The organism is Alcanivorax sp., from assembly GCF_019431375.1.
GTDB classification, from domain to species: domain Bacteria; phylum Pseudomonadota; class Gammaproteobacteria; order Pseudomonadales; family Alcanivoracaceae; genus Alcanivorax; species Alcanivorax jadensis_A.
Genome location: NZ_CP080267.1, coordinates 1,001,301 through 1,024,317 on the forward strand (window position 1 = coordinate 1,001,301; position 23,017 = coordinate 1,024,317).

Sequence of the window (23,017 nt, forward strand, 5' to 3'; positions counted from 1 at the left end):
GTCGGATGGCTCGCAAGGCGAAGGATTTGATCCAGTGCCGTGCAACCTGAAATCTTCGCTTTGCGAGCAAAGTGCCAACAGCACCTTTTTAGGGCCAGCAGCCCCCGGCCATACGCCGGGGCATTCTCACCAGCGGAGGACCCCATGACTGCAGTGATACCCGGAACATCCCTGGCGATTCACCCGGAACGCTTCCCCGACCCGGTGGACGACCTGCCAACTGACGGCATTCAGAAAGCGGTACTGGCGGGGGGCTGTTTCTGGTGCGTGGAAGCGGTCTACCTCAATCTGGATGGCGTACTGGGGGTCACCTCCGGGTATGCCGGTGGCCATGCCGCCCGTGCCAATTATGAAGCGGTCTGCACCGGCACCACCGGTCACGCGGAAGTGGTGGAAATCGAATACGACAGCAAGGTGATCAGCTACGGACAGCTACTGAAGGTGTTCTTTTCCGTGGCCCACGACCCCACCCAGAAAGACCGCCAGGGCAACGACCGCGGCACCCAGTACCGGTCCGCCATTTTCTATCAGAGCCCGGAGGAAAAAGCGGTAGCCCAAGCCTATATCCATCAGCTGGAGAACGCCGGCGCCTTTACTGGCCCCATTGTGACCACACTGGAGCCGCTGGAGACCTTCTTCCGGGGTGAGGACTACCACCAGAATTTCGCCAGCCACAACCCCAACCAGGGTTATATCGTGCACGTGGCCAGGCCCAAGGTGGAAAAACTCATCCATGCCTTTCCCGACCTGCTCAAAGGGGATACGCAATGAACACAACACACTCTGCCAGCGGCCATGATCTCACGCCGCTCAGCGATGCCGAGAAACAGCAGCGAGCGGAAAATCTCACCGCCGAAGAAAAGCGCATCCTCCTCAATCAAGGCACCGAACCGCCCTTCTGCGGCGGCCTGCTCGACAACAAGGAAGACGGTGTTTACCACTGCAAACTGTGCGACCTGCCGTTGTTTGCCGCCAACGCCAAATTCGAGTCGGGCACCGGCTGGCCCAGTTTCTACCAGCCCTTCGACCCGGAGCATATCCGCGAACTGCGCGACACCAGCCACGGCATGGTCCGGGTGGAAATCCGCTGCGCCCGCTGCGATGGGCACTTGGGGCATGTATTCCCCGATGGCCCGCCCCCAACCGGCCTGCGCTATTGCCTGAATTCAGCGTCGATGGTGTTTAAGGCGCAAAACGAAAATCGCTAAAACCCGCCCCCTTCCGTTGAGCGGCGCTGGCGGCGCGATAAGCCCAGTTTCGAGTAACGAGTTACGAGGAGCGAAACCACCTGACTTGACCGTGTTCAGGGGTTTGCCTTTCGAAACTCGCTACTCTGGTTATCCCGCCGCCAACGACGCTCCTACAGCAAGCCATTCGCTACCCCACAGCCCCCCTGACTTGACCGCAGCGTACAGCGGCAGTTTCTGTCATTGCCTCCCGTGACACCCTGTATACCATCGTAAGTGACCCCCAAGTCACGACACCCTGGCCCGCTGCCAGAGCAATGGATATCACAGGAGGCACCATGAACGCCGCGACCCCTGCCCCGCGCCGCGAGGAAACCGCCGAACAGCGCTGGAACCGCTTTTCCGTCCTGAAAACCGGTGACGATTATCTGGCCAGCCTGCGCAACCGCGGCACCCGCCTGTTCCTGTTCGGTGAGCTGATCGACGAACCCGCTGACCATCCGATCATCAAGCCCAGCATCAACGCCCTGCGCGCCAGTTACGATCTGGCCATCGAAGATCCGGACCTGGCCACCGCCTGGTCGCCGCTCATTGATGCACCGGTAAATCGCTTTCTGCACATTGTGGAATCACCGGCGGACCTGGTGAAAAAGAACAAGATGCAGCGCCGCATGGGGCAGATTACCGGCACCTGTTTTCAGCGCTGCACCGGGCTGGACACCATCAGCGTGCTGCATTCGATCACCTACGAGATCGACGAAAAGCACGGCACCCAGTATCACCACCGCTTCTTGGATTTCCTCGGCGAAGCGCAACGCAAAAATATCCTGATCGCCGCCGGCATGACCGACCCCAAGGGCGACCGCAGCAAGCGCCCCGCGCAACAGAGCGATCCGGACATGTTCATGCGCGTCACCCGGCGCACCGACAAGGGCATCTACGTAAAAGGCGTGAAAGCCCATATGACCGGCGGCTGGAACCAGCACTGGATCTGCGTCATGCCTACCATGAACCTCACCGAAGAAGACCGTGACTATGCAGTAGTCGGCATGATCCCCGGCGACGCGGAAGGCATCACCTACATCTACGGCCGCCAGAGCTGCGACACCCGGGCCATGGAAGGCGGCGACATCGACCAGGGCAACGCCGAATACGGCGGCCAGGAAGTGCTGGTCTACTTCGACGATGTCTTCGTTCCCCACGAACACGTGTTTATGGACGGTGAATACGAATTCGCCCAGGACATGGTCGCCCGTTTCACCGCCTACCACCGGGCCAGCTATGTGTGTAAAACCGGTCTTGGCGATGTACTGGTGGGCGCCGCCGCGTCCATTGCCGAATACAACGGACTGGAGAAAGTCAGCCATATTCGCGACAAGCTGGTGGAAATGGTGCACCTGAACGAGACCATCTACTCCTCCGGCATTGCCAGCTCCCACGAGGCGAAGCAGATGCCCAGCGGCATCTTCATGAACGACGCCATGCTGTCCAACGTGTGCAAACACAACGTGACCCGCTTCCCCTACGAAATCGCCCGGCTGGCGCAGGACCTGGCTGGCGGCATCATGGTCACCATGCCCAGTGAAAAAGACCTGGAAAACCAGGAAGCCGGCGATATCATCCGCCGTTTCCTGAAAGGGCGGGATGACATTCCCACGGAGGATCGCATGCGTATCCTGCGCCTGATCGAGAACATGACGCTGGGTCGCAACGCCGTGGGGTATCTGACCGAATCCATGCATGGCGCCGGCAGCCCCCAGGCACAACGCATCCAGATCCTGCGCGGCATGGATGTGGACGCCAAGAAATGGCACGCCCGCAAACTGGCCGGCATCAAGCAGGTTTCTTGACGCCAATACTTGCCAGCCCGGGGCGTCCTGCTAAACTAGCGCCGCCCGAACTTCGGGCATGCCGGGATAGCTCAGTCGGTAGAGCAACTGATTCGTAATCAGTAGGTCCGCGGTTCGATTCCGCGTTCCGGCACCATCGAATCACAAAAAAAGCCGCCCCTAAAGGCGGCTTTTTTGTTTGGCCCTTGCTGCGCAAAGAACCGTTATTTCCCGCCGAAGGCCTTCTGCCATCCCACCGTGAAGGTGTAATCGGTTTCCATCTGAACGCCATGCAGGGATTGGTGAACCGGAGCCTTGTATTCCAGGGCGAGACGGTGGCCTGTCAGGGTGCCGTTCTTGCCGAGCAGGTTCAGCCCCAGACCGATATCCAGTCGTTGCCCACCCTTCGCATCCGGGTCTGCCGCCGGGTTCATCATCGGCGAGATAGTCAGATCTTCCGCAGCCCCGTGAATGTCAGACCACCAGCTCTTGTAAGCAGCCAGGGACATGGAGACCCAGGGAGCGAGTGGCTTGGCCACCCAGGCCGTCAGAAAACGTCGGGAGCCCAATTTGTAGCCCTGATCATTCTCGTCCAGCGCGATCCTGGCGCTAGCCTGCGCCCCCCAGCTCCAGCGTTGATATTGCTTGTTAAGAGTAATGCCCGGGCGCGCCTCATAACTACCGGAGCCCAACTGCATCGGGTATGGCAGTTGGATGTCCTTGCCCTGCATGGGTACGTAGTCTTCTTCCTCGATAGAGCCGGTGGGCAGACCCAGCACCAAATTCAGGTGCAGACGGTAACCACCCTGGTCAAAGAACTTGTAAAGGCCACCGATACTGGCGTCACCAATACCGGAGGTTTCTGTGTCGAACTCGTCTTCCATGGTATCCATCATCATGGTCATACGAGTTTTCGTGGTCATCTCATTGGTGGCGTACGGCAACATGGCCATCAGGGTGAGGTTTTCCGTAGGCGCATACATGGCCCCCAGCATATGCATCTGCATGGTCATTTCGTAGGGCAACGCTTTCATGGTGCCCATGCCCATGTTCATGCCGGGAATGTCTGCAAATGCCTCATTGGTGCTCAACGATTCACTGCCTGATCTAGCGCCACTCATTCCCATGCCCATATAACGATAGGACAACATCCATTCGCCTTTGCCGTGGGTATGGTCGCCCATCACCGAAATCGGCGCGTGGCTGTCAGCACGACCGCCATCGTAATGGGCCTGAACCTGACCCACGCTGGTCATCACGGTGGCCGCGACGAGAAGATGAACTGTGTTCCGCATGTAGCTTCCCCACTAAATAACGATAGCGGGCAGCCTACGGATACGGCCGGCAATGCCAATGCGGCAAAACGTCGCAGCGATTCCAATATCAGGCGAATTGCTTTCGGTACTGGCCCGGTGCGCAGCCCTGCCAGCGCTTGAAGGCATGGTAAAAATTGGCGGTATCGGAAAACCCCAGCTCCATGGCCAATGCCTGCATGTCACAACCCGGCTCACGCAGGGCCTGGCAGGCATGCTGGTGACGCACCTGGTCGCGAAGCTGGGCGAAGCGGGTGCCCTCCTCCTGCAGACGACGCTGGAGTGTGCGGGGCGTCATGGCCAGGGCGTCGGCCACCGCTTCCATGGTCACGCCCTGCCCGCCCAGCATGATTTCCAGTTGCTTGATCACCTGCCCGGATACACCGGCAGCCCGTGACAACCCGGACAGCACCTGGTCAGCGGATTTGCGCAGACGTTCGTTGTATTTGGGATAGGCCCGGGGAAGCGGTTGCGCCAACAGGCTGGCCGGGATGGTGATAGCGTTGTGTTGCTGGGCAAAGTGGAGCGGGCACTGGAAAAACTGCTGATAGACCGCCACCTGATCCACCACCGGCTGGTCATGCAGAAACCAGGCACCGTTCACCGGCATGGTGCCACCCAGCAGGGAGCGGCCGATGGCCACCATGGTGGCCACCACCACTTCATTATGGGTGCGGGTGGCGGTAAAGCGCAGGGTCGGGTCCTTGCTGGCCACAGCCAGCATCACCTCATTGCCATGGGCATGCAAAGAAAAACCCAGGTAGGGGACCACCAGATCCTTGTAGCGAAACAACATGGCCAGGCCCTGTTCCAGGGTATCAGCCGTGGCCATCAGATTGCCCAGCAAATCCAGATTGCCGTAGTGATTGTCGGCTCCCACATGCAGACCGAACAAAGGATCATCACTTTCGCTGAACGCGGAATAAAGCAACTCGTCCAGCTGTAACAGGCTGATAAAACGGTCGTTGCGGCCAACAATATCCGCATCAATACCGGCACGCTCGAACAGGGACTGCACATCCAGACGGCTGCGCAGGGATACTTCAAGGAGGCCGGGAAGAATGGAAGCCGGAAGCAACGTTGTGGTCATGGTGGTACCTCGCAATCACCCGAAACTAGGCAAAGGTATCGGGCAGGTCAACCGACCAAGATGGATTGGCCCGTTTGACCGACTGGAGGTTCCCTCGGACAGTGAGTAACCTACCGTCACCCCAATCAACAACCGGATCGATTATGCTCAAACGCTATCTGGTCGACGAGGTCACCGACACCCGGGCCTCGCGCAAGCAGGCTTTCAAACTGTTCACCGACGCAACCAACTGGCAGAACTGGTGTTCGGTAGTGCGCCATGCCCGTCTGCTCAATGGCAACTGGCGCCCCGGCGCCCTGCTGTTGTTTGTGGCAGACTTACCCGGCCTGCCGCCGGCGCCGGTAGTGGTAAGGGTGATGGAGTACAAGGAAAACGAGCGCATCACCTGGGGTTTGCACCTGCCCTTCGCCCGCATCACCCATCGCTTTACCTTTATCGACGATGGTCAGGGTGGCTGCCGGGTGCATCAGGAAGAATGGACCGAGGGGCTGCTCACCCTGCTGGCCTGGCCCGCCGGCAAACTGATTCACCGCTTTGATACCCGCTTTGCGGCAGAATACGCTGCCATGTTCTGATTATTCACCCTGAACGGATTCCTTCATGACTCATCGACTGTTTAATGCCTACTGCCGGGTTGTGCTGGCACACCCGGTTTTCTGGCTGGCTCTGCTGGCGCTGCTCTGTGCTGTTGCTGCCTGGCAGGCCCGGGAGTTCAAGATTGATGCATCGGCGGATTCGCTGGTGCTCGAGAACGATGAGGCATTGCAGTACTACCGAAAGATTTCCAAGCGTTACGGCGGTAGTGATTTCCTGATCATCACTTATACGCCGTCCCAGGCGCCGCTGTTCCAGCGCGATACGCTGGAACACTTGCAGGCATTACAGAGCGATCTGAAGCAGGTAGACCGGGTCAGTTCGGTTTACAGCATGCTGGATGTGCCCTTGCTGTTCAGTCCCCAGGTGGAATTCAGTGACCTGGCCAACGACTACCGCACCCTCACCGACAAGGATGTGGACCTGTCGCTGGCCAAAAAGGAGTTCACCGAAGAAAACCCGCTCTACGAAGATCTGCTGGTCAGCGACGACGGCAACACCACCGCCCTGTTGGTGAGTTTCGAACGGGACGAGAAGTATTACGAACTGCTCTACCGACGTAATGAGCTACGCTCACAGCAGCATGAGGGTGAGCTTGACGAGGACGGCGAACAGGCATTGGAGGAAGCCTCACGGGCCTTCAGCGACTACAGCAGCCAGATACAGGAACGCACTGCCAGCGAGATTGATCAGGTTCGCCACATCATGGACAGCTACCGGGACCAGGCAAAACTGTTCCTGGGCGGGGTACCCATGATCGCCACCGATCTGGTGCGCTTTATTCGAGCGGACCTGAAAATCTTCGGGATTGGTGTCCTGGCTTTTCTGATTGTCACTCTGTTCATGATCTTCCGCCGCCCCCGCTGGGTGGTGGTCCCCCTGGCCTGCTGTGGCGTCACCGTGCTGACAGTGACCGGCTGGCTGGGCTGGATGGACTGGAAAGTCTCGGTGATCAGCAGCAACTACATCTCGTTACTGCTGATCATCACCATGTCGATCACCATCCACCTGACCGTGCGTTTCCGTGAGCTGCACGAAGAAAACCCGGATGCAAGCCAGAAATGGCTGATCCGGGAAACCGCCGCCCACATGATGCGGCCCATGATCTACATGATCCTCACCACCATGGTGGGTTTCTCTTCCCTGGTGATCAGCGGGATTCGCCCGGTGATCGACTTCGGCTGGATGATGACCTTCGGCCTGGGCGTGGCGCTAGTGGTCTGTTTTCTGGTTTTCCCGGCCCTGCTAGGTCCGTTGAAGGCCGGGCAACCACAACAGGGGCGAGACTTCAGCCGCAAGTTCACCCTGGCGTTTGCCGGCTTTACCGAACGACATCGCCCTACCCTGATGGTGCTGGCCATTATCACCGTGGTCGCCTCACTGTGGGGCGTCAGCCGATTGACGGTGGAAAACCGCTTCATCGACTATTTCCAGAAAGACACGGAAATCTACCAGGGCATGCTGCAGATTGATCGCAAGCTGGGGGGCACGACTCCGCTGGATATTGTCATCGATGCGCCGAGTACTGAAGCCCGGACTGCGACAGCGTCGTCGCAACCGGCTACCGGCTGGGACGGTGAATCCATGGACGATAGCACCGCAACAGATCCATTCGCGTCGGGTGGCGATAGCGATCCGTTCGCCTCAGCAGAGCCGGATCCGTTTGCGGACAGTGATCCCTTCTCCGATGGCTCTAGCGGCGAAGATCCCTTTGCCAGTGCCCCCTCTGACGATCCGTTTGCTGAACCCCAGCAGGCAAAACCCAACCCGCTGAAAGGCGCCTACTGGTTTACCCCGGCGCGTCTCGCCCAGCTGGTGGAGATCCAGAACTATCTGCAATCCCTGCCGGAAACCGGCAAGGTGCTATCCATCGCCACTACCTACAAGGTAGCGGAAAAACTCAACGAGGGGCCGCTCAGCTATGTACAACTGATGCTGCTGGCCAGCTTCATTCCCGAGGACCTGCGCGACCAGCTGGTGCGTCCCTATCTGTCCGACGACGGTAACCAGGTGCGTTTCAGCGTGCGGGTGATCGACTCGGACGAGAACCTGAACCGTAACGAGCTGCTCGCCAAGATCCGCACCGATATGGAAACCAACTTCGGCCTGCAACCGGAACAGGTACATCTGACCGGCGCCATGGTGCTTTACAACAACATGCTGCAGAGCTTGTTCGATTCCCAGATCAAGACCCTGGGCTATGTGTTCGCCGCCATTCTGGTGATGCTGCTGATTCTCTTCCGCAGCCTCCCCGTGGCGTTGATCAGCATGGTACCGAGCCTGATCTCTGCATCCCTGGTGCTGGGACTGATGGGCTGGATCGGCCTGCCCCTGGATCTGATGACGATCACTATCACCGCCATCACCATCGGCATCGCCGTGGATGACACCATTCACTACATCCACCGCTTCCACGAGGAATTGCCGAAAGACAACGACTACGTGGCTACCATGAAGCGCTGCCACGGCTCCATCGGCAAGGCCATGTACTACACCTCGCTGACCATCATTGCCGGCTTCTCGATTCTGGCGTTTTCCAACTTTAACCCCACGGTCTACTTCGGCCTGCTCACCGGCCTGGCCATGCTGGTGGCCCTGCTCAGCAACCTGACCCTGCTGCCAGCGCTGCTGATTACCGTGAAACCGAAACTGCGGGCGGGCTGAACCAGGCTGTAGGAACGGCGCTCGAGCCGCGAACCGTACTTGGGAATGCCTTCGCAAGTACGTTCGCGGCTCGAGCGCCGCTCCTACGGTGGAGTTTCGAGAGGTTTGGTGGGCTTTGATTGACTACTGATCAAATGAACAGTACATTGATTGTCCGGGTAGCCCCAGGCCTTCGTACTGTGACCCCAGGAAGACCTGATTGATCTCCGTAGCCCCAAGGATGGGGCTCGGGCTCCCGGACTTATTCGTTTTAGAGACAAAACCCGGATTTTGCGTAGGGTGGATTAGGCCGAAGGCCGTAATCCACCAGCAAGCCGTGAATCGGTGGATTACGCCTGCGGCTAATCCACCCTACGCACGACGATCGCGAGTTCGGAGATTAATGGCTTCGGAATTAATGCTTGGGAGGGATGGGCCGATCCATTGGCACCATGGACCAGCTTGGCTTAGCTACCGCTATCGTCTTGCCGGTCCGGCTGGCACTGTGACCCCAATAGGTTTTGCGCCAGTACGTAGCGGTCCTGGGCGTTCTCGGCACGAATTTCGCCCACCGACAGGTACTGCAAGGTCCAGTTGTCCCAGATTCGCGTATAGCGACTTTCCAGCAGCACATCGCCACGCATCATGGTAGCCCGCTCCGCCTTCACCGTCAGCTTGTCGCCATCGCGGCGGATCTGATAACCCTCGTTGGGGTACAGCACTTCCAGACAGGCCAGAAACCGTTTCAGGGTCATATCCGAGGCAGAGCCCACAGTAAACGCCAGCGGCAGGTTCGGAACTTCCAGCATCAGGCTGTGGATATTGGCCCCATCCAGCCTCTCCAGCCGCTGACTCTGGGCCTTTTCCTGTTCTTCTTCAGCATTGCGCAGGCTCTCCGACATTTGTTGGGCCTGCCGCATGCTCTCACGGATTTCACGGCGTCGTTGTGCCTGGCGGCGCTGCTCTTCCTTGTGCGCCATCACCGCCTGCCAGGCGCGCTCCACCTCCAGATCCACCTGTTGCGCATAGTGTCGGGCCTTGCGGGCCAGGGCAATCCGCTCCGCGCAGTCATCCTGCCACGCCGCTGCCTGCTGTTCTTTCAGGTAACGGGCCTCGCTGTGGTGCTGAAAGAGGGACTGACAGCCTCCCGCCCTGGCACCCAACGCTTCGATCTCATCATAGTCGAGACCGGCCACCTGGGCCGGCGCGCGGGTCCAGCCCAGCCAGTCAGCAGTGGTCGGCACAACAGTGCTGCAACCGCTGACAGCAGCAACCAGACACCCTATGAGGAAAACCGGAACAATACGCACAACAGAACGTCGCCTGTGACATCGGGACGGGAAGAAAGGGGGCAGCCAGGCTGCCCCCTCGATGACACGCAGAACCTTAACGTGCGGCGATCTTTTCTTTCCAGATCACCGGGCCGGTCTTGTGAACGGATTCGCCATTGGAGTCCACGGCCACGGTAACCGGCATGTCTTCCACCTCGAATTCGTAGATGGCTTCCATGCCCAGGTCTTCAAACGCGGCCACCCGGGATTTACGGATTGCCTTGGACACCAGGTAAGCGGCACCGCCCACAGCCATCAGGTACACAGCCTTGTTGTCCTTGATCGCCTCGATGGCGGTGTCGCCACGCTCGGCCTTGCCCACCATGCCGATCAGACCGGTTTTTTCCAGCATGGTGCGGGTGAACTTGTCCATACGGGTGGCAGTGGTGGGGCCAGCCGGGCCCACCACTTCGTCGCCCACCGGGTCCACCGGGCCCACGTAGTAGATAAAGCGGTTGGTGAAGTCCACCGGTAGCTCTTCGCCCTTGGAAATCATGTCCACCATGCGCTTGTGGGCCGCATCGCGACCGGTGAGCAGCTTGCCGGACAGCAAAATGGTGTCACCGGGCTGCCAGGTCTGCACTTCTTCCGGGGTGACGGTATCCAGATTGACGCGCTTGGCGCCTTCGTCATTGCCCCAGGCAATGTCCGGCCATTCTTTCAGATCCGGCGCTTTCAGGTCCGCCGGGCCGGTGCCATCCAGGGTGAAGTGGGCATGGCGGGTGGCGGCACAGTTGGGAATGATCGCCACCGGCTTGTTGGCCGCGTGGGTGGGGTAATCCGCCACTTTCACGTCCAGCACCGTGGTCAGACCACCCAGGCCCTGGGCACCGATACCCAGCGCATTGACCTTCTCGAACAGCTCCAGGCGCAACTCTTCGGCACGGTTCTGCGGGCCGCGGGCCTGCAGGTCGTGGATGTCGATGGGGTCCATCAGGGACTCCTTGGCCAGCAGCATGGCCTTCTCGGCGGTGCCGCCGATGCCGATGCCCAACATGCCCGGCGGGCACCAGCCTGCGCCCATCTTCGGCACCTGCTCCAGCACCCAGTCGACCACGGAATCGGACGGATTGAGCATGGCGAACTTGGACTTGGCTTCGGAGCCGCCGCCCTTCGCCGCCACATCGATCTCCAGCTTGTCACCGGGAACGATGGAATAGTTGATCACCGCCGGGGTGTTGTCCTTGGTGTTGGCACGCTTGCCGTCCGGGTCCGCCAGCACCGAGGCGCGCAGCACATTTTCCGGGTGGTTGTAGGCCCGGCGCACGCCTTCGTTGATCATGTCGTCCAGGCTCATGTCGCCTTCGAAGGTCACATTCATGCCCACTTTGGCGAACACGGTCACAATGCCAGTGTCCTGGCAAATAGGACGGTGGCCCATGGCAGACATGCGGGAGTTGACCAGGATCTGCGCCATGGCGTCCTTGGCAGCCTTGCTCTCTTCCTTCTCGTAGGCTTCGGTGACGGCACGAATGAAATCCACCGGATGGTAGTAAGAGATGTACTGCAAGGCATCAGCCACGCTCTGAATCAGGTCATCCTGGCGAATCACCGTCATGGGATTACTCCTGCTGGGACAATTTGGGGGCGCGTAGTATAGCGCAGAGTGTGAACAGGGCGAAAATCGGAATACATCAGGAACAGGTCAGCAGAGCCAGGGAACAAAACCCCGGTGAGCGGATTTCGTTCCCTGCACCTTGCGGTTTGCGGCCTGAGCCGCGTTCACCTCAGTCGCAGCGGGTATTGCTGAGCAACCGCAACAGGTGATCATTGACCACTTCTGGTTGCTCCAAGTGCAGGAAATGTCCGGCATTGGCGATCCGATGCAGCTCTACCCCACCACTGAAGTCACTTTCCACCAGAGTGTGTTCGAGCAGTTTGGGGCTCATGCAACCGTCATTTTCGCCAATCAGGATCTGGGTGGGCGTGGCAATATCCTGTCCCAGCCAGGTGAGAGCCTTGCGCTGCTCTTTTTTCCAAAGCTTGAACATGGCCCGATACCAGCCCAGAGCCGCACTGATAACGCCCGGTTCAGCCAGTGTGTGCTTGGCATTGTCCAGATAGAGTCCCGGCTCCCAACCCGGCGACCAGCGACGCCACAGGGATTCCACTCCACCCAGATCGCCGCGTTTGAGCCAGGCCTCCGGGGCTACCGGTAACTGGAAAAACTGCATGTAGCCGCTGAGCAGCACCTGCTCAGGGACCTTCAGCAGGGCCTGAGGAATGCGCCGCAAGGGGGGAATCGCCAAGGCACTGAAGGAACAAAAGGTATCCGGCGCCTGGGCACAGGCCATGTAGCCCACTGCCGCGCCCCAGTCGTGGCCGATCAGGTGCACACGGCCACCCAACTGGGCGGCAAACACCATCAGATCATCCACCGCTGAATACAGGGAATAATCGTCATTTCCAGACTGGCAGCCTGGGGCATAGCCACGCAGGGCCGGAGCAATTGCCGTGTAACCCGCTGCCGCCAGCGCATTGATCTGCACGGCCCAGTTTTCGTAAGTATCCGGGAAACCATGCAGCAAAATCACGGGCTCACCGCTGCCGGCCATCAGGGCCGGAAAGCGCAAGTCTCCGTTTACCAGTTCAACCTGTTTCATCGAGTTACCTCAAAATTCCGGGTCGCCAGCGCCTCTGTATCTTGGGTGATGATCTCATCCACCCGGGCCATGGCCGGCCCCTGGCGCATGGCGTCCAGCATGGCCTCTACCGCATCCGGCGAGCCCTGCAAGGTGGCTTCCACCCGGCCGTCGTCACAATTACGTACCCAGCCAACCAGATCTCGCAGGCTGGCTTCGTGCTGGGTCCAGGCCCGGTAGCCTACCCCCTGAACCCTGCCGCTCACCAGTACATGTTTAGTGATCGACATCATTGTTCTCCCGACTATCCTCTTTGTCGCCAATACTGTCGCGACGTTGAAAGAGTGTATCCAGCGGCATATCCAGCGGCGCCATCATACCCTCACGGGCCTGATCCATGGTTTCCTTCAATGCCCGCTCCCAGGCAGATTCATCATTACCCAGCCGCACCCGCAGCTGGGTATGCGCCGGCCAGGGCAACATGGCCACCAGCTGCCCCAGGGTCAGGTTGCGCAGATCCCGGGATAACATATAACCGCCCTCCTCAGTGCGCCGTATCAGCTTTGCGTCCATCAACAGATTGCGGAACTCATCCCACTGGCTCACGCCGCAGTCGCGCATCACCTGACGCACTTCCTTGCTGCGCAGTACCTTGCCATGTTGTTGACGCAGCCAGAAGGCATGCAGCAAACGCATCAACGCATGCATCCTGGGAACCTGGCGCCTATGTTCCTGAAATACCACCAGGGCACGTACCAGCTCCGCGCCGCCGAGCACGATAATCCAGGAAATGTAGACCCATAACAGGAACACCGGCACCGCCGCAAAGGCACCGTACACCACTTCATAACTGGGAGTCTGACGGACAAAAAAAGCAAAAGCGCTTTTCGCCAGCTCAAACAGCAACGCAGCACAAGCAGCCCCTACTATGCCCTGGCGAAGCGGCACATTGGTATTGGGTACCACGGTGTACAGCAGGGTAAGCATGGCGGTAGTAAAGAGGAAAGGCAGCAACGACAGCCACAGCCTGACCCCACCGAGATAATGCACGGTATCACTGAAAATGGCCTGGGAGGTGAGGTAGGAAGAGATCGCCAGGCCAGCCCCCAGACAGATCGGCCCCAGCGACAACACTGCCCAGTACATCATCAGGCTGGTGAGTCCCTTGCGGGCACTACGTACCTTCCAGATTCGGTTCACGGTCTGCTCAATGGTTCGCAGCATCAGCACCGAGGTGACAATCAGGATAACCACCCCCGGACCGGTCAGATTGGTAGCCTGTCGGGCAAACGACTGCAGGTGTTCCAGCAGCATATTGCCCGCCGACGGCACAAAGTATTCAAACGCCCACAGCTGAACCTCGGCGCCCTTGCCTTTCAACGCCGGAACCGAGGCCAGCACCGAAAAACTCACGGTCATCACCGGCACGATGGCAAAGAGGGTGGTGTAGGTCAGTGCGGCAGCGCTTTCCCGGCAGCCGTCGTCCTTGAACTGGCGCACCAGCAGCGCAAAAAAAGCGCGGATGGAATCCAGCCTGGCGCGTACCGGAATGACGTTTTCATCAGTTTCCATGCTATCGGCATCCTCTCCTTGCCAGCGGGTTCAAGCGCCTTACAATGACACCCTCATTCACAGAATATGCAAAACTCATGACGGACTACACCATCTTCCATAACCCGCGCTGTTCGAAATCCCGCCAAACGCTGGCATTACTGGAAGAAAACGGCATCCAGCCCACTATCGTAAAGTATCTGGACGACACCCCGGATGCCGCCACGCTGAAAACCCTGATCAAGAAACTTGGCCTTGCCAAGGCTCATGATCTGGTACGTAACAAGGAAGCCGACTATAAAACGGCAGGCTTGTCGGCGGATAGCAGCGATGATGCTGTCATTGCCGCCATGGTGCAGTATCCGAAGCTGATCGAGCGCCCCATCGTGGTACGGGGCAGCAAGGCGGTGCTGGGACGCCCGCCGGAAAACGCCCTTAACCTGCTGGACTGACACCATCATGACGGATTATGTATTGGTGCTTTACTACAGCCGCAACGGCAGTGTGGCCAATCTGGCGCAACAGGTCGCTCGCGGCATTGAAGGCACCGGCATGGAAGCCCGGCTGCGCACGGTACCGGCAATCTCTGCCAACTGTGAAGCCACCGAACCCGCCGTACCGGAACAGGGAGCGCCCTATGCCAGTCTGGATGACCTGGCCGGTTGCAGTGGCCTGGCGCTGGGCTCACCCACCCGCTTCGGCAATATGGCCGCGCCGTTGAAATACTTTATCGACCAGACCAGCGACCTGTGGATGAAAGGCACCCTGATCGGCAAACCCGCCGGCGTGTTCAGTTCCACCAGCAGTCTGCATGGCGGCCAGGAAAGCACCCTGCTATCCATGATGACACCGCTGCTGCACCACGGCATGGTGATTACCGGTGTGCCCTATTCCGAGCAGGCGCTGCTGGATACCCGCAGTGGCGGCACACCCTATGGCCCTACCCACGTTGCCGGCATCGATGCGGACCCGTCGTTGACCGATCATGAAATCTCCCTGGCAAGGGCGCTGGGCAAACGCCTGGCCACCCTGGCCCGCCAACTCAAGGCCTGACAATGAATCTGCTGCTTCTGCGTATCAGTTACGCACTCCTGCTGTTTGTCGGCATCACCGGGCTGTTCAGCCTGGCACCGCCGGATGTACATCCTGTCTCCAGCATCATCTTTGCGGTGATTCTCTATGCCCCCCTGGTGCTGATGCTCCCCGCCGTGATCAGTGGCAACAAGCGTCAGGCCACCTGGCTATGCTTTATTCTGCTGTTCTATTTCTGCGGCTATGCTGTCCAACTACTGGATCCGCCACCGGTACGCACCCTGGCCATCGCCAAGACCTCGCTGACGGTCATGCTGTTCGTATTCTCTGCCCTGCAGATTCGCCAGGGGCAGCATGCTGATTGACGAACGGTACGAGGTGGAGACACCGGAAGGGGCCATGCTCAGCCTGTCCCTGGCCGGCCCGGTGACCCGGGCCATGGCCTACGGTATCGACCTCACCCTTCGTTTGCTGATCTTTGCGGTACTGGCCTTCGTGCTCGGCATGCTTGGCAAAATGGGTATCGGCCTGCTGTTGATCATCGGCTTTGCGCTGGAATGGTTTTACCCCACCCTGTTCGAAGCGCTGCGCCATGGCCAGACCCCGGGCAAGAAAGCCATGGGCATTGCCGTGGTCCACGCCAACGGCAGCCCGCTCAGTTTCAACGGCAGCCTGATCCGTAATCTGCTGCGCACCGCCGATGCCTTCCCGCTGTTTTACCTGCTGGGTTTTGTCACCACCCTGATCAGCCCCCGTTATCAGCGCCTGGGCGACATGGCGGCCAACACCCTGGTAGTCCATATCGAGCAGACCGAGACCACCCGCAAGCAACACAGCGGCCCGGCCAATCCGCCGGACTGGCCGCTCAGCTCCCAGGACCAACTGGCCCTGCTGGCCTTCCACGAGCGCCAGGACCAGTTTTCCGAAGCCCGCCAGCAGGAACTGGCACAACTGGCCTTCCCGGAACTGAGCCCACCGCTGGCACTGGCACGTCTGCGCTCCGTGACCCGTTACCTGCTTGAGGGGGCCCAATGAAACAGGCCCGCTTCGAACAACAGTACCGCCCCCTGTGGGACTCGCTGGAACAGCAGCTGGAGCAACTGGAAGCGCTACGGGTATCGCGCAAGAAACGCCTGCCGCTGGATCGCTTTGTGGCGGATTACCGCCAGCTTTGCCATCAACTGGCGCTGGCCCGTGAGCGCACCTACAGCCTGGAATTGCAGCAATACCTGAACAACCTGGTGCTGCGTGCCCACCACCAGCTGTACCGCTACAACCCGCCCCTGGCAGATCGCATCGGCCAGTTTTTTGCCAGCGGCTTTCCCGCTGCGGTTCGACGGCAATGGAAGTGGCACCTGGTCAGCGCGCTCAGCTTTGTGCTGTCCATCGCACTGGCCTGGATTCTGGTGCAGCAACAACCAGAGATGATCTATACCGTGGTGGACGAAGCCATGCTCTCGGATCTGGAGCTCATGTACCAGCCGGCGGATTCTGCCAGCGCTGACATCCATGCCGACCGTGAGGGCGAGGATGATGTGCTGATGTTCGGTTACTACATCAAGAACAACATCGGCATTGCCTTTCGCACCTTTGCCGGCGGCCTGTTGCTGGGCGTGGGCGCGATCTTTGTCATGCTGTTCAATGGCAGCTTCTTTGGCGCCATCGCCGGCCACCTGATCAACACTGGCGGCCATGAAGCGTTTTTCACCTTCGTGATTGCCCACGGCGCTCCTGAACTCACCGCCATCGTGCTGGCCGGGGGCGCCGGGCTGCGACTGGGCTGGTCGATTATCGCGCCAGCGCAATGGTCGCGGCTGGATGCCCTGCGCCTGGCCGCACGGGATGCGTTGCCGACCATGTACGGGGTATTCGCCCTGCTACTGCTGGCCGCTTTCATCGAAGCCTTCTGGTCGCCCAGAGACTTCGCACCCACCATAAAATACAGCGTCGGTGCCGCCTGCTGGGCACTGCTTTATCTCTATCTTTTCTTCGGGGGACGTCAACGTGGAGCTGGAAAAGGCTAGCGCTCGCCTGGCACCGCGTAGCCCCTGGCAGGCGGTGGACCTGGGTACCAAACTGTATCGACACTGGGCCGCACCGGTGCTGTGGGTATGGCTGGCGTTCACGCTGGTGCCTTTCGGGCTGTTGCTGGGCTGGTCATTGCTGGCAGAAACCCTGTTGCCGCTGTTCCTGTTCTGGTGGCTCAAGCCACTCTGGGAACGGCCATTACTGGCCTGGTACAGCCACGCCCTGTTTGCGGAAACCCTCACCCTTAAACAACTGTTCCAGCGCTGGCGCCACTACGCCCTGCCCGGCCTGGCCAGCCAGCTCACCTGGCGGCGTTTCGGTCCGGCACGCAGTTTCAACACCTGCGTCTGGCAACTGGAGGGCGCCAAAGGGGAACAACTCAGCCAGCGTTTGCGGGCACTGAACAGCTACCCCTCCAACCGGGCCGGCATCATGACCATCGTGGTGCTGCACCTGGAACAGTTCATGGCCATGGGGCTGATGGTGCTGCTTTACACCCTGGTGCCCTGGCAGTTCAGCCTGGAATGGAGTGACTGGTTCTATGATCAGGGTGCCCTGCAGATGGCCATTGCCAGTGCCACGTTGTACCTGGTCATGTGTGTCACCGAACCACTTTATGTAGCCTGCGGCTTTGCCCTCTATCTGAACAAGCGCACCTGGCTGGAAGGCTGGGACCTGCAACTGGGCCTGACCCGCCTTGGCCGCCACCGGGCAACCCGCACCGGTGCCACCGTGCTCATGCTTCTGGCCCTGTTGCTGCCCCTGCCGGAACCGGCAACGGCAGAGCCCGCCCCCCGCAATGAAGAGCAACAGCAGGTCATCGAGCTACTGGCCGGGCCGGATTACATGCCTTTCGAAGAGCGTACCGAACGGCAATGGAAAGACCGGAACGACGACGGCAACAGCTGGCTGGAAGAATTCTGGAAACACTTCTTCGATAACCTGGACGATGATGAGCAACCGGACTCCTCTTCCAGCCCCTTCGACATCCCTGATGCCGTTCTATGGATACTGTTCTGGACCCTGTTCGCCGGGCTGGCGATCTGGCTGCTGATCAAGGTCATGGATCAGTTGGGGCTGGGAAGCCGCAATCGGGATAACACCCCGGTGATCCCCACCCATGTGGCCGGCATGGATATTCGCCGCCAGAGCCTGCCGAAGAATCTGCGCGACGCGGTGGAGAAAGCACTGGCCGCCAGCGATATTCGCCTGGCCCTGTCGCTGATGCTGCGCAGTGCCCTGGCCAACCTGCTGCACCGCTATCCGGTGGCTCTGGCCGCGGGCAGTACCGAGCAGCAATGCCTGCGCAACCTCAAGGCCACCCACGGCGAATCCTTGCCGATTCTCTACCTGCAACGCCTGACTCAAGCCTGGATCAGCACTGCCTGGGCCCATCGTCCGGTGGGCGCTGATACGGTGCGCACCCTGCTGGCTGACTGGGAGCAGATCAGCGCAGAGGAGGCTGCCCATGCGTAGAAAACTCCCCTGGCTGGGCGCCCTGCTGGTGGTAGCGCTGATGATCGCCTACTACACACTCACCGAGCCGGTCACCGTGATCCAGCGGGCGGCGCCGGACAGCGCCATTCAACGCAACCCCTACAGCGCTGCCCAGGACTGGCTGGCACAGCGGGGCCAGCCCAGCAAACGGGTGCTCAGTGCCGCCGCCCTGTTTCCGTTGCCGGAACAAGACACCACCCTGGTCATCGACAAGCAACGCGGCCTGCTCAACCACAGTCAGGTCCGCTCACTGTTGCAATGGGTGGAAGCCGGTGGCGAACTGATCGTCGAGGCACGGCCACTACCAAAATCCCGGGACGAAGATACCGCCACCGAGATGGAGTGGCAGGACAACGACCCCCTGCTCTACAGCCTCGGCATCACCGTCTGGAAAAGCGAACAGGAAACCGACGACGAAGAGCTGGCCCCCTTTTTCGAATTGCTCGACGCCCTGCCCGCCTTTGCCGGTAACCCCCTGCAATATTGTCTACTCACCGACAACGACGAACTGCGTGACACCTGCGAGGCACTGGCCTGCGAGGCCCCGCCACAACCGGAGCCCCTGCTGCTGCATGCCGGTGATGACCAGCCCTCCCGGCGCATCCAGCTGCACAGCCAGCATGTGCTCTGGCACCACAGCTGGAACGAGGACAGCAGTCCGGAAGAGTTTCTCCCCGAGTGGCCGGTGGAAGTGACCGCCTATGCGGACAACGATTACGGCAGCCAGCTGGTCCAGCTATCCCTGGGCGACGGCCAGGTCACCGTACTCACCGACCTGGGGCTGTGGGACAACCACAATCTGCATTATTTCGACCACGCCTGGCTGCTGGCCTGGCTCACCGGCAACGAACCGGTCTGGTTCGTGCGCTCCGTGGCCATGCCGCCACTGCTGCAATGGCTATGGCTCCGCGCCCCGGAACTGGGCACCGCCCTGCTGCTGCTTGTCGCCCTGTGGCTATGGTCACGCATTCCCCGCCGCGGCCCGATTCAGCCGGTGGCCGAAGACAACAACCGGGACTACCTGCAGCATCTGCACGCCAGTGGCTACTTCCAGTGGCGCACCGAACAGCAGGGCACCCTGCTCACCGCCCTGCGTCAGCAGGCGCAAGCCCGACTCAACCGTTACCATCACCAGCGCCAGCAGGCCCTGAAGCGCGCCGCCACGCATCTGAACGTCACCGTGGCACAACTTGAGCATGCGCTGACACAGCCCCCGGCAAACCGCGACCAGCTCACCCAGCAGGTGGCCCTGCTGCAAGCACTGAGGAGTGAAACATGACACAGCCCACTACCCTGGCCGAGGCTGCCCGCCTGGCCCAGGATATTGAACACCACCTCAATCAGGTGCTGATCGGCCAACGCCAGGTGGTTCGCGAAGTGCTGATCGCCCTGGTATCCGGTGGCCACGTGCTGATCGAAGGGGTACCCGGACTTGGCAAGACCCTGTTGGTGCGTAGCCTGGGCAAGGTGTTGGAGCTGGATTTCAACCGTATCCAGTTCACCCCGGACCTGATGCCCACGGACGTGACCGGCCACGCCATGTACGATCAGAAGAGTGAGCAGTTCCGCATTCGCCGCGGCCCCGCCTTTACGCAACTGCTTCTGGCCGATGAAATCAACCGGGCTCCGGCCAAGACCCAGGCAGCCTTGCTGGAAGTGATGCAGGAGCGGCAGATCACCATCGAAGGCAAGGCGTTCACCCTGAACGAACCCTACATGGTACTGGCCACCCAGAACCCGCTGGACCAGGAAGGCACCTACCCGCTGCCGGAGGCGGAGCTGGACCGTTTCCTGTTCAAGGTGTTGATCGACTACCCGGATCACGCCGACGAAACCCGTCTGGTCAACATGGTGCTGGACGGCACCATCCGCGCCAGCCTGGATGTGGACAGCCTGAGGCCGGTTACTGATGCCGCTGGCCTGAAAGCCATGAAGTCCCTTAGCGACAGCGTGCTGATCGACGACGAAGTCCTCGATTATGCCCTGCGCATCGTGCGTGCCACCCGGGATTTCAGCGGCCTGAGCCACGGTGCCAGCCCCCGTGCCAGCATCGCCCTGGCCAGGGCCAGCCGGGTACAGGCCCTGTTCGAGGGCCGCGATTTTGTTACCCCGGACGATGTGCAGCAGGTGGCCCGCCCGGTCCTGCGCCACCGTATCCAGCTCAGTGCCGATGCGGAAATCGAAGGCCAGACCCCGGAAACCGCCCTGGGTCGACTGCTTGAACAGGTGGAAGCGCCGAAGCAATGAAGCCGGCGCCGCGTTTTCTCCTGCTCACCGGCCTTTGGGCGCTACTGGCCCTGCCGTTGCTGGTCATACCGGGGATTCTCGCCGTAGCCCTGTGGTGGGCGCTTGGCGGCCTGACTCTGGTGATTGCCCTGCTGGACCTGTGGCACGCCCGCCGCCTGCCCGCCCCGCAAGCACAACGGGAGCTGCCCACCGCCCTGTCGGTTCAGCAACCGCACCCGGTACGGGTGCGGGTCACCTCCGCAAGCCTGCCGGACAGCGTGGAATTGGCCGATCAGCACCCCGGCGACGATCCCCACACCGGCCTGCCGGCCACCCTGCAGCGAGCCAAAGAAGAACTGACCGAGCTGACCTATCACTACCGGCCTAGCCGCCGCGGCCCGGTGCAATTTGGCGATCTGGTGTTCTGGTTCCCCAGCCGACTGAAGCTGTGGCGGGTGCGCAAGGTATGCGGCGCCGCCTGCACCGTGCCGGTGTACCCGGACTTTTCCCGGCTCAGCCACAGTGGACTGGATGCCAACCATGCTCACCTGCTCACCGGCACCCGCCTGCAACCGCGCCGAGGCGAAGGCATGGAGTTTCATCAACTACGGGAATATCACCCCGGTGACAGCCTGCGCCAGATCGACTGGAAGGCCACCGCCCGGCGCCGCAGCCTGATCAGCCGGGAATATCAGGACGAGCAGAATCAACAGGTACTGGTGATGCTGGATGGCGGGCGCCGCCTGGGGATGCCGGTGGGCGCCCTGACCGGCTTCGACCACGCTCTCAACGCCGCCCTGCTGCTGGCCTGGAGCGCACTCAAGCAGAAGGACAAGGCCGGCGCCATGCTGTTTTCCGGCGACCAGCCGCGCTGGCTGCCCCCGGTACAAGGCCAGCAGGGCATCAACCATCTGCTCAACGGGCTTTACGACCTGCACCCCAGCCACCATGCCAGTGACTTCAGCCTGGCTGCCCGGCAACTGGTCCGCCGCAGCCGACGCCGCGCCCTGGTGGTACTGGTCACTCGCTTGCAGCAGGAAGACCTGGACGACCTGATGACTGCCGTATCGCTGCTGCGCCGCCACCATCTGGTGCTGATTGCAGACATGCTGTTGCCAGAGCAGGAACAACTGGCCCGCCAGCCGGTAGGCAATGATTTCGACCGCGCCCTGCAAGTGTGCGCCGACGCCCAGGAACAGCAAGCCCGCCACGATCTGCACACCCGCCTGCGCCACGCCGGCGCCCTGGTCACCGCCACCACCCCGCAGCACATGCCGGCGCAGCTCAACAACCTGTATTTAATGCTGAAACGCAGCGGCAGACTTTAAGGGCAGTGAATAGTTAACAGTGAACAGTTAATAGCTCGCGCCACAGGTCAGCACAATCTGCAACGAAAAAGGCCGCGCCCATGATTTGAGCGCGGCCTCTTTCGTTTCAGCACCAGAAAAGCCTGGTCGCGTCGCTGTTAACTATTCACTATTCACTGTTAACTGAAACGCTCCAGTCCACTGATCAAGGGCAATCAAAAACCTCGCCAAGTCCCTCCTCCAGGGAAATAGACGTCCGACCGTAGAAATCTGCTAAGGCCTGACACCAGAGTCGGGGGCGTTCGGGAAGGCCGTTTTCCAGTAAGGAAAGCGCCTTCTCCCTGACCTTCATGGCAAAGTCCCTTTCATCCCCCGCATCCCCATTCAGGTTATCCAGTGACACCCTGAACGGATGGCCGCAAGCGGCGCAGAAAAGCGCTTCATAGGCCTGGGGCAAGACTTCTACCCGGGTGAACTCTGCCTGCTGTGCGGCATTGCGCCCGTCCGGGGCGTACCAGTAGCCATAATCTTCCTGCTGCCGGCGCGCCGGGCCTGCCACGCACCAGTGGGCGATTTCGTGCAGGGCGCTGCGGAAATAATCGCGGGTATAGCAGATACGATGGGGATTGCCCGGACGATACAGGGGCTCGTCCGCGCCGCCTTCCAGCACGGTGGCGTAGGAAGGAAAAAAAGTGGCCCTAAACAGTCTGTCCAGGTCGTCGCTACGGTGCCCCCGGACAGCGCTTTGCGGTATGGTAGCCGCCTTCGTTTGGCCCTGTGGCTTACCGCCAAGATCACCCATAAGAT

The 23,017-nt window shown here is 60.4% G+C and carries 22 protein-coding genes and 1 tRNA gene; 15 read left to right on the forward strand and 8 right to left on the reverse strand.

Features of this window, described 5'->3' with window-relative positions; all coding sequences use genetic code 11:
- Positions 1–144: 144 nt before the first annotated feature.
- From msrA to KZ772_RS04540, 4 genes are all read left to right on the forward strand, one after another.
- Complete coding sequence (msrA, locus tag KZ772_RS04525) at positions 145–771, forward strand: peptide-methionine (S)-S-oxide reductase MsrA (RefSeq protein WP_290538654.1); 627 nt, start codon at positions 145–147, stop codon at positions 769–771.
- Positions 768–1,208: a peptide-methionine (R)-S-oxide reductase MsrB gene (gene msrB, locus KZ772_RS04530; RefSeq protein ID WP_290538655.1), complete on the forward strand. Its 441-nt coding sequence runs from the start codon at positions 768–770 to the stop codon at positions 1,206–1,208. Before msrA ends, msrB begins: the two co-directional genes overlap by 4 nt.
- Positions 1,209–1,525: 317 nt before the next feature.
- Entirely contained in the window at positions 1,526–3,037 is a 1,512-nt protein-coding gene (locus KZ772_RS04535) for a 4-hydroxyphenylacetate 3-hydroxylase N-terminal domain-containing protein (RefSeq protein WP_290538656.1), read from the forward strand.
- 60 nt (positions 3,038–3,097) lie between these two features.
- Positions 3,098–3,173, forward strand: a tRNA-Thr gene (locus tag KZ772_RS04540).
- A 67-nt stretch (positions 3,174–3,240) separates the two neighbouring features.
- Here KZ772_RS04540 and KZ772_RS04545 read toward each other — a convergent pair.
- Positions 3,241–4,311 (reverse strand): transporter, encoded by a 1,071-nt coding sequence (locus tag KZ772_RS04545; RefSeq protein WP_290538657.1) that lies wholly within the window; start codon positions 4,309–4,311, stop codon positions 3,241–3,243.
- A gap of 88 nt (positions 4,312–4,399) precedes the next feature.
- Complete coding sequence (locus KZ772_RS04550) at positions 4,400–5,419, reverse strand: AraC family transcriptional regulator (RefSeq protein WP_290538658.1); 1,020 nt, start codon at positions 5,417–5,419, stop codon at positions 4,400–4,402.
- A 143-nt stretch (positions 5,420–5,562) separates the two neighbouring features.
- Between KZ772_RS04550 and KZ772_RS04555 the strand changes: the two genes are divergently transcribed.
- Together KZ772_RS04555 and KZ772_RS04560 are read left to right on the forward strand one after the other, a co-directional pair.
- Positions 5,563–5,994 carry an SRPBCC domain-containing protein gene (locus KZ772_RS04555; RefSeq protein ID WP_062816225.1) on the forward strand — a complete coding sequence of 144 codons (432 nt, stop codon included), beginning with the start codon at positions 5,563–5,565 and terminating at the stop codon, positions 5,992–5,994.
- Positions 5,995–6,019: 25 nt separating this feature from the next.
- Positions 6,020–8,677: an MMPL family transporter gene (locus KZ772_RS04560; RefSeq protein ID WP_290538659.1), complete on the forward strand. Its 2,658-nt coding sequence runs from the start codon at positions 6,020–6,022 to the stop codon at positions 8,675–8,677.
- A gap of 446 nt (positions 8,678–9,123) precedes the next feature.
- On the opposite strand, the gene KZ772_RS04565 is transcribed toward KZ772_RS04560, so the two are convergent.
- The 5 genes from KZ772_RS04565 to KZ772_RS04585 all read right to left on the reverse strand — a co-directional run bounded on the left by KZ772_RS04565 (position 9,124) and on the right by KZ772_RS04585 (position 14,141).
- Entirely contained in the window at positions 9,124–9,900 is a 777-nt protein-coding gene (locus KZ772_RS04565; RefSeq protein WP_290538660.1) for a hypothetical protein, read from the reverse strand.
- Between the two features lie 142 nt (positions 9,901–10,042).
- Positions 10,043–11,545: a fumarate hydratase gene (locus tag KZ772_RS04570; RefSeq protein ID WP_290538661.1), complete on the reverse strand. Its 1,503-nt coding sequence runs from the start codon at positions 11,543–11,545 to the stop codon at positions 10,043–10,045.
- Between the two features lie 169 nt (positions 11,546–11,714).
- The gene (locus KZ772_RS04575; protein ID WP_290538662.1) at positions 11,715–12,590 is read right to left on the reverse strand and encodes an alpha/beta hydrolase; all 876 of its coding nucleotides are present in this window, start codon (positions 12,588–12,590) and stop codon (positions 11,715–11,717) included.
- Positions 12,587–12,862, reverse strand: a complete 276-nt coding sequence (locus KZ772_RS04580; protein WP_290538663.1) for an acylphosphatase — start codon at positions 12,860–12,862, stop codon at positions 12,587–12,589. The genes KZ772_RS04575 and KZ772_RS04580 overlap by 4 nt, the downstream gene beginning before the upstream one ends.
- On the reverse strand, positions 12,846–14,141 hold the full coding sequence (locus KZ772_RS04585; protein WP_290538664.1) for a YihY family inner membrane protein: 1,296 nt from the start codon (positions 14,139–14,141) through the stop codon (positions 12,846–12,848). Before KZ772_RS04585 ends, KZ772_RS04580 begins: the two co-directional genes overlap by 17 nt.
- Before the next feature lie 77 nt (positions 14,142–14,218).
- On the opposite strand from KZ772_RS04585, the gene arsC reads away from it, so the two are divergent.
- The 9 genes from arsC to KZ772_RS04630 are packed head-to-tail and all read left to right on the forward strand — an operon-like array spanning position 14,219 to position 22,231.
- Entirely contained in the window at positions 14,219–14,572 is a 354-nt protein-coding gene (gene arsC, locus KZ772_RS04590; protein WP_290538665.1) for an arsenate reductase (glutaredoxin), read from the forward strand.
- A gap of 7 nt (positions 14,573–14,579) precedes the next feature.
- The gene (gene wrbA, locus KZ772_RS04595) at positions 14,580–15,173 is read left to right on the forward strand and encodes an NAD(P)H:quinone oxidoreductase (protein WP_290538666.1); all 594 of its coding nucleotides are present in this window, start codon (positions 14,580–14,582) and stop codon (positions 15,171–15,173) included.
- 2 nt (positions 15,174–15,175) lie between these two features.
- On the forward strand, positions 15,176–15,517 hold the full coding sequence (locus KZ772_RS04600; protein ID WP_290538667.1) for a DUF2069 domain-containing protein: 342 nt from the start codon (positions 15,176–15,178) through the stop codon (positions 15,515–15,517).
- Positions 15,507–16,187 (forward strand): RDD family protein, encoded by a 681-nt coding sequence (locus KZ772_RS04605; RefSeq protein ID WP_290538668.1) that lies wholly within the window; start codon positions 15,507–15,509, stop codon positions 16,185–16,187. Before KZ772_RS04600 ends, KZ772_RS04605 begins: the two co-directional genes overlap by 11 nt.
- Complete coding sequence (locus KZ772_RS04610) at positions 16,184–17,176, forward strand: stage II sporulation protein M (RefSeq protein ID WP_290538669.1); 993 nt, start codon at positions 16,184–16,186, stop codon at positions 17,174–17,176. The genes KZ772_RS04605 and KZ772_RS04610 overlap by 4 nt, the downstream gene beginning before the upstream one ends.
- Positions 17,157–18,656 carry a DUF4129 domain-containing protein gene (locus KZ772_RS04615; protein ID WP_290538670.1) on the forward strand — a complete coding sequence of 500 codons (1,500 nt, stop codon included), beginning with the start codon at positions 17,157–17,159 and terminating at the stop codon, positions 18,654–18,656. The genes KZ772_RS04610 and KZ772_RS04615 overlap by 20 nt, the downstream gene beginning before the upstream one ends.
- Positions 18,649–19,956 carry a DUF4350 domain-containing protein gene (locus KZ772_RS04620; protein WP_290538671.1) on the forward strand — a complete coding sequence of 436 codons (1,308 nt, stop codon included), beginning with the start codon at positions 18,649–18,651 and terminating at the stop codon, positions 19,954–19,956. Before KZ772_RS04615 ends, KZ772_RS04620 begins: the two co-directional genes overlap by 8 nt.
- A complete protein-coding gene (locus KZ772_RS04625; RefSeq protein ID WP_290538672.1) occupies positions 19,953–20,924 on the forward strand; it encodes a MoxR family ATPase in 972 nt (323 codons plus the stop codon). Before KZ772_RS04620 ends, KZ772_RS04625 begins: the two co-directional genes overlap by 4 nt.
- On the forward strand, positions 20,921–22,231 hold the full coding sequence (locus KZ772_RS04630; protein WP_290538673.1) for a DUF58 domain-containing protein: 1,311 nt from the start codon (positions 20,921–20,923) through the stop codon (positions 22,229–22,231). Before KZ772_RS04625 ends, KZ772_RS04630 begins: the two co-directional genes overlap by 4 nt.
- Positions 22,232–22,415: 184 nt before the next feature.
- Here KZ772_RS04630 and KZ772_RS04635 read toward each other — a convergent pair whose 3' ends face one another.
- Entirely contained in the window at positions 22,416–23,012 is a 597-nt protein-coding gene (locus KZ772_RS04635) for an elongation factor P hydroxylase (RefSeq protein ID WP_290538674.1), read from the reverse strand.
- Positions 23,013–23,017 lie beyond the last annotated feature (5 nt).

Bases quoted from the DNA above. Each gene is read 5' to 3' on its own strand.
- KZ772_RS04560 (WP_290538659.1), top strand. From the start codon at position 6,020: ATGACTCATCGACTGTTTAATGCCTACTGCCGGGTTGTGCTGGCACAC.
- KZ772_RS04625 (WP_290538672.1), top strand. From the start codon at position 19,953: ATGACACAGCCCACTACCCTGGCCGAGGCTGCCCGCCTGGCCCAGGAT.
- KZ772_RS04580 (WP_290538663.1), bottom strand. From the start codon at position 12,862: ATGATGTCGATCACTAAACATGTACTGGTGAGCGGCAGGGTTCAGGGG.
- KZ772_RS04635 (WP_290538674.1), bottom strand. From the start codon at position 23,012: ATGGGTGATCTTGGCGGTAAGCCACAGGGCCAAACGAAGGCGGCTACC.
- KZ772_RS04545 (WP_290538657.1), bottom strand. From the start codon at position 4,311: ATGCGGAACACAGTTCATCTTCTCGTCGCGGCCACCGTGATGACCAGC.
- arsC (WP_290538665.1), top strand. From the start codon at position 14,219: ATGACGGACTACACCATCTTCCATAACCCGCGCTGTTCGAAATCCCGC.
- KZ772_RS04585 (WP_290538664.1), bottom strand. From the start codon at position 14,141: ATGGAAACTGATGAAAACGTCATTCCGGTACGCGCCAGGCTGGATTCC.
- msrA (WP_290538654.1), top strand. From the start codon at position 145: ATGACTGCAGTGATACCCGGAACATCCCTGGCGATTCACCCGGAACGC.
- KZ772_RS04600 (WP_290538667.1), top strand. From the start codon at position 15,176: ATGAATCTGCTGCTTCTGCGTATCAGTTACGCACTCCTGCTGTTTGTC.
- KZ772_RS04630 (WP_290538673.1), top strand. From the start codon at position 20,921: ATGAAGCCGGCGCCGCGTTTTCTCCTGCTCACCGGCCTTTGGGCGCTA.
- KZ772_RS04570 (WP_290538661.1), bottom strand. From the start codon at position 11,545: ATGACGGTGATTCGCCAGGATGACCTGATTCAGAGCGTGGCTGATGCC.
- KZ772_RS04555 (WP_062816225.1), top strand. From the start codon at position 5,563: ATGCTCAAACGCTATCTGGTCGACGAGGTCACCGACACCCGGGCCTCG.
- KZ772_RS04620 (WP_290538671.1), top strand. From the start codon at position 18,649: ATGCGTAGAAAACTCCCCTGGCTGGGCGCCCTGCTGGTGGTAGCGCTG.
- KZ772_RS04550 (WP_290538658.1), bottom strand. From the start codon at position 5,419: ATGACCACAACGTTGCTTCCGGCTTCCATTCTTCCCGGCCTCCTTGAA.
- KZ772_RS04575 (WP_290538662.1), bottom strand. From the start codon at position 12,590: ATGAAACAGGTTGAACTGGTAAACGGAGACTTGCGCTTTCCGGCCCTG.
- KZ772_RS04610 (WP_290538669.1), top strand. From the start codon at position 16,184: ATGAAACAGGCCCGCTTCGAACAACAGTACCGCCCCCTGTGGGACTCG.
- KZ772_RS04535 (WP_290538656.1), top strand. From the start codon at position 1,526: ATGAACGCCGCGACCCCTGCCCCGCGCCGCGAGGAAACCGCCGAACAG.
- KZ772_RS04605 (WP_290538668.1), top strand. From the start codon at position 15,507: ATGCTGATTGACGAACGGTACGAGGTGGAGACACCGGAAGGGGCCATG.
- msrB (WP_290538655.1), top strand. From the start codon at position 768: ATGAACACAACACACTCTGCCAGCGGCCATGATCTCACGCCGCTCAGC.
- wrbA (WP_290538666.1), top strand. From the start codon at position 14,580: ATGACGGATTATGTATTGGTGCTTTACTACAGCCGCAACGGCAGTGTG.